This is a genomic window from Flavobacterium sp. ZB4R12 (genome assembly GCF_048276375.1).
Lineage (GTDB): Bacteria > Bacteroidota > Bacteroidia > Flavobacteriales > Flavobacteriaceae > Flavobacterium > Flavobacterium gawalongense.
On record NZ_JBLNKS010000035.1, the window covers coordinates 1 to 6,238 of the forward strand.

A 6,238-nucleotide genomic window follows, 5' to 3' on the forward strand; every position below is an offset into this window, starting at 1 on the left:
GGATCCAAAACTCCCGTCATCATTTATTTTTACTTTAAATAAATCAGACTGTCCCAGCGTTCCAGGCATATCGGAAGCAAAATACAGTGTTTTTTCGTCAGGACTTAGTGCGGGGTGTGCCGTACTGTAGTTGTTGCTATCAAAAGGCAGTTCGGTTATATTTGTCCATTGGTTGTTTTCGAAACTGGCCTTGTATATTTTTACTAAAGTAATGCCACTGGCATCTTTTCCTTTTTTGTCTTCAAGAAAGTTGTTTCTTGTGAAATACATTGTTTTTCCGTCTTTGGTAAATGCGGGAGTAGACTCATGGAATCTTGATTTCACGTTTTTATCAAATTTATTAACTCCGCCAGGAGTCATGGCATCTCCTAAGTCGGCAACATACAAGTTGGTGAAATATTGATTGGTCCACGCGTGTTTTCTCTGTCCTAAACTACCCGTATCCCTAGCCGAGGCAAAGACAATTTTATTCAAATAAATGGAGCTTCCGTAATCAGAATATTTAGAGTTTATACCCGCATTTTCCACTTGGAATCTACCTGAATTTTCTTTAATCTTATCCAAATAACTCCTGTTGTTTTTGAAAAGTTTCCCTCTAGTATCGTTTCCTGACATCTGATTGAATTTTTCCAGCATCTCGTTGGCTTTGTCATTTTCACCGATGGATCTCAAGGATTGGGCATATCGGTAATAATATTCAGGTTCCACATCAGAAGTCATGGCAAATAATTCGCCATACCATTTAGCGGCTTGGTCGAGCTCGGCATTATAGTAATAGGAATTTCCCAATTTTTGAAACATATCTGCCGATTTGTATCCTTTTTCCGCCACCCTTTTGTAGGTTTTTATGGCATCTATATAAGCATAGTTGCCATATTTTTTTTCGGCTGCAGAAACTCTTGCTTTTTGGGAATAAATGTTAAAAGAAAAAACACTTACTATTGTTATGTAAAGGAGTATATAATTTTTCATAATAATTGTTTTTAGAAGAATTTTGGAGTTGTATTTTTATCGTTGTTTTCGATTTTTTTTCTCGACTACTACCTCTGATTTTTGTTTTAATTTCTCTAGTATTCTATTAGCTTCATCGTTTTGACCAATAAAATTCAAAGATTTAGCATATTGATAATAATATACAGGTTCTAAATCATTAGTGTTCATGGCAAATAATTCGCAATACCATTGAGCGGCTTTGTTCAAATCAGAGTTGGAGTAATAAGAATCCCCTAGTTTTTTAAATAGATCAACTGATTTATAACCTTTTTCAGCAACTCTTTCATAGGTTTTTATTACATCCACATAGGCATATTTATCACTTATTTTATCAGTTACATAAAATTTTGAATTTTGAGCATGTCCTTTAAAAGAAAAAATACTCATTATTGTTATATAAAGGAATATATATGTTTTCATAATAATTGTTTTTAGAAGAATCTTGGAGTTGTTATTTTGTTGTTGTTTCTGAATAATTCATAGCGCAGGAATATTTCATGCGAACCGGAATTATAGTTGTCTAAATTGGTCGTTTCAAGGTCATAGCCGTACCCAATATATAAAGCGTCTGAGACTTGAAAGCCAACATTTGCACTTAGGGCAGCACTCCATCGGTAAGCGACTCCAACAACAAATTTATCGTTGATCATAAAATTTCCGGATATATCTACCTGAAGCGGAGCTCCTTCAACCATTTTGGTGAGTAGGGCAGGTTTGAATTTTGCAAAACTACTTAAATCAAACACATATCCGGCAATTAGGTAGTAATTTATTTTTTCTTTGAAAATAGCTACCTCATTATCATCATAGCGGTTGGTTTCGATAAAATTAGGAACTGATAAACCCACATAGCCTTTATGGGAATGTAAATAGACACCGGCACCTATATTTGGTGAGAATTTATTATTAAAATCATGCAAACTAGGGTCGTCATCCACAGGATTTAATCGAGTAACGTCTAAATCGAATAGATTGGCGGTTGCTTTAATCCCAAACGAAAGTTTAACAGTCTCCGAAGTAGGAATGGTATAGGACAAATCAGCCGAGATCGTGTTCTCATGGGTAGGTCCAATTTTATCATTTATAATAGACACCCCCAATCCTAAACGACTCCCGTTAAAAGGTGTATTTACTGATACTGCATTTGTAACAGGTGCTCCATCGAGTCCAACCCATTGCGTACGATGCAAAGCAAATATACTCAAAGCTCCTCTCGATCCTGCATAAGCGGGATTGACATTTATTGTGTTATACATGTATTGTGTAAATTGTGCATCTTGTTGGGCATAACTTACAATTCCAGTAAACAGCAAAGCGAATAATAGTACTCTTGTCTTCATTTAGTTTATTGTTTTAAACCTGAGGGTTGTTAGCCCCCAGGAGTTAGATTTGAGTTAGATTTATCTGGTAAGGTATAAATACCCGTCTTTTTTATTGGTTTGAATATTGCCAAAACCATCAACGGAAGTGTAATTCAGGATATAATAATAGGTTCCGGTAGGTAATCCAGAGGACTGGCTAATGGTTGTTCTACCTCTTGAGATTCCGTCAAAATAGTTGCTTTCATTGTCGTAGTTTCTAGTATCAAAAACCAAGACTCCCCAACGGTTGTATATTTCAACCGTATTGTCAATATAACAGGTGTCTGTTATGTTTTCTATTATGAATACTTCATTAATACCATCACCGTTTGGAGAGAAAGCGTTATGGACAATTATGGTTCGACATGGAGCGACGAAACATTCATTATCAACACTCATTAATAACCTTATATTTCCGAAATTGGTTCCTTCCCCAATTTTATATTCAAAAACATAAGGATTATTTTCGGAAGTAATGGCAAGACCAAAAGGGGAGACTATACTGCCTACTAATTGTCCAGTGCCACTTACATCTGTCCAAATTCCATCTGTGGGAGTGCCGGCAGGTAAATAATCATTTAGGTTACGAGTTTCCGTGCTTGAAGTGCAGGCGGAGGTTATTGTTATTATATTATTTAACGGAGTAACAGTAGGCGTATCGTTTTCGACCGTTGTGCCTGAAATATCCCTTACATCTCCGCCTTTAGGGTCTTTACCGATAGCCAAAGCCGAGTTTGTCACTTGTCCCGCATTGATATCCGCTTGAGTAACTGTATAAACTCCAGTCACGGAACTGTCCGTGGCTCCTGGTATTAAAGAAGCAATTGGACTACCAGTTATTGCTAAACCGACCAATGGATCCGTGATAACGATATTGGTTACGGTCACATTACCCGTATTGGTCACTGCGAAAGTATAATTGATTTTTTCACCCACTTGAGCGAAACCATCATTATTCGTATCCACAAAGGTGCCAGTTTTCACTAAAGCAATGTCAGGATTAATACAAATAGGAATCACATCTGGATCATCATCAGTTGCTGAATCACCTGATTGGTCAGTTACTATTGTAGTGTTATCAGGGGCAGTACCTTTAACTGAAGCTTGATTGGTAATATTTCCATTATCGATATCGGTTTGAGTTACGGTATACGTTGCGGTATAAATCCAAGTTTCGCCAACTTCTAATATACTGATATTATTAACATCACCACTTTGCAGAGTAATAGCAGATAAGTCAGTATGAAGGTCTTCAACAGCTACATCATGTAAACTTACATTGCCTTCATTAGTCACGGTAAAGGTATAGGTTACCACATCGCCGACTTTTAGAATAGCACATCCATTTGGTCCAACTGTAATGTCATTGGTTTTCACTATGGCAATGTCGGGATTAGTACAAATAGGAATCACATCCGGATCATCATCAGTTGTTGAATCGCCTGATAGGTCATTTACTATTGTCGTGTCAGGCGCAGTACCACTAACTGAAGCTTGATTGGTAATATTACCGGCATCTATATCGGCTTGAGTTACGGTATATGTTGCGGTATAACTCCAAGTTTCGGTAACTTCTAATATACTGTTATTATTGACATCACCACTTTGTAGAGCAATAGCAGATAAGCCAGTATGAGGGTCGGTAACAGTTACATCATGCAAACTTACATTACCTTCATTAGTCACGGTAAAGGTATAGATTACCACATTGCCTACGGCTAAAGTTGCACATCCATTTTCAACTGTAATGTTATTGGTTTTCACAATAGCAATTTCAGGGGTAGTACAAATAGGAATCACATCCGGATCATCATCAGTTGTTGAATCACCTGATAGGTCAGTTACTATTGTCGTATCTGGCGCAGTACCATTAACTGAAGCTTGATTGGTAATAGTACCTGCATCTATATCGGCTTGGGTTACCGTATAAGTTGCGGTATAAATCCAAGTTTCGGTAACTTCTACTATACTGTTATCATTAACATCACCACTTTGCAGAGCAATAGCAGATAAGCCAGGATGAGGGTCGGCAACAGCTACATCATGTAAACTCACATTGCCTTCATTAGTCACGGTAAAGGTATAGGTTACCACATCGCCTACTTTTAGAATAGCACATCCATTTTCTCCAACTGTAATGTCATTGGTTTTCACAATAGCAATGTCAGGCGTAGTACAAATAGGAATCACATTCTCACCATCCTCAGTTGCTGAATCACCTGATTTGTCAGTTACTATTGTAGTGTTATCAGGGGCAGTACCTTTAACTGAAGCTTGATTGGTAATATTTCCATTATCAATATCGGTTTGAGTTACGGTATACGTTGCGGTATAAATCCAAGTTTCGCCAACTTCTAATATACTGATATTATTAACATCACCACTTTGCAGAGTAATAGCAGATAAGTCAGTATGAAGGTCTTCAACAGCTACATCATGTAAACTTACATTGCCTTCATTAGTCACGGTAAAGGTATAGGTTACCACATCGCCGACTTTTAGAATAGCACATCCATTTGGTCCAACTATAATGTCATTGGTTTTCACAATAGCAATGTCAGGGGTAGTACAAATAGGAATCACATTCTCACGATCCTCAGTTGTTGAATCACCCGATAGGTCAGTTACTATTGTCGTATCTGGCGCAGTACCTTTAACGGAAGCTTGATTGGTAATATTTCCATTATCAATATCGGTTTGAGTTACGGTATACGTTGCGGTATAAATCCAAGTTTCGCCAACTTCTAATATACTGATATTATTAACATCACCACTTTGCAGAGTAATAGCGGATAAGTCAGTATGAAGGTCTTCAACAGCTACATCATGTAAACTTACATTGCCTTCATTAGTCACGGTAAAGGTATAGGTTACCACATCGCCTACTTTTAGAATAGCACATCCATTTGGTCCAACTATAATGTCATTGGTTTTCACAATAGCAATGTCAGGAGTCTGTGTCAGCGGTGTGATCGTACAATCCTCGCATCCATCTTTAATAGGGCAAGAAGTACAAGGCGTAGGATCCGTAGAAGTGTGATTTACATCAGGGCCAGACGGCGGTGTGCCAGTAGCCGTAGCCAAGTTGTATACCGCACCAGCATCGATATCTACTTGCGTGATTTCGTAAGTAGCGGTGAAAGTAGTACTATCAGAAGCGCCAACAGCCAATGTTATAGGACCGCCAGATATTACCAATCCTGGTAATGGGTCAGTGATAGTCACATTAGTCAATGGCACATTACCCGTATTGGTTACCACAAAAGCATAAGTGACAGTATCCCCAGGATTTGTGATTCCTATAGGAGCGGTTGTATCCTGATAAGTACCGTCTTTAGCAATAACAATCGAACATGCGTTTATTGTTAAAGTAACGGCAGTTCGAGTTAAACTTATGCAAGAAGTATCATTATTTACGGTCTGAGCATAATAAGTAACCGTTCCAACGGTATTAAGGGTTGGACTTACAACTATTGCACCAGCCGTTGCAGCATTATACCAATCAATGTGTTGACCAGCCGGGACGGTTGCCGTAGCAGTTAAGGTTTGTATTGAAGGGTTCTTACACTCTGTTATATTACCACCGGAAACTGGGGCAACTGGAAGGGCATTCACCGTCACTTTTATGACATTGCTCTCTTCGGTACATGCTTTACCAAGCAATGTTGAAGTAGCGATACGTTTGTACCAAGTATCTTGTGTGATTGTACCGTCATTGAAAGTCGCTGATGTAGCCCCACCGATATTGCTAAATCCTGCGACGGCACTAGTTGTGCTGGACTGCCATTGGTAGGTGATAGTACCATCTCCGCTAGCATCTGTTGTGCTAGTGAAGGCCGCCACATCATCGCCTTCGCAGATTGTTTGATCGTCCGCTATAACTC

Annotated in this window: 3 protein-coding genes and 1 pseudogene; all 4 read right to left on the reverse strand. The window is 38.5% G+C overall.

All coding sequences use genetic code 11. The annotated features are described in order from the left end of the window. A pseudogene (locus ACNO7W_RS16150) lies at nt 1-972 on the reverse strand (flagellar motor protein MotB); the annotation flags it as partial. A 36-nt stretch (nt 973-1,008) separates the two neighbouring features. Then, on the reverse strand, nt 1,009-1,413 hold the full coding sequence (locus tag ACNO7W_RS16155; RefSeq protein WP_417938897.1) for a tetratricopeptide repeat protein: 405 nt from the start codon (nt 1,411-1,413) through the stop codon (nt 1,009-1,011). 11 nt (nt 1,414-1,424) lie between these two features. Continuing rightward, entirely contained in the window at nt 1,425-2,333 is a 909-nt protein-coding gene (locus tag ACNO7W_RS16160) for a type IX secretion system membrane protein PorP/SprF (protein WP_417938898.1), read from the reverse strand. Between the two features lie 60 nt (nt 2,334-2,393). Next, a partial coding sequence (locus ACNO7W_RS16165; protein WP_417938899.1) for a gliding motility-associated C-terminal domain-containing protein occupies nt 2,394-6,238 on the reverse strand: 3,845 nt, incomplete at its 5' end.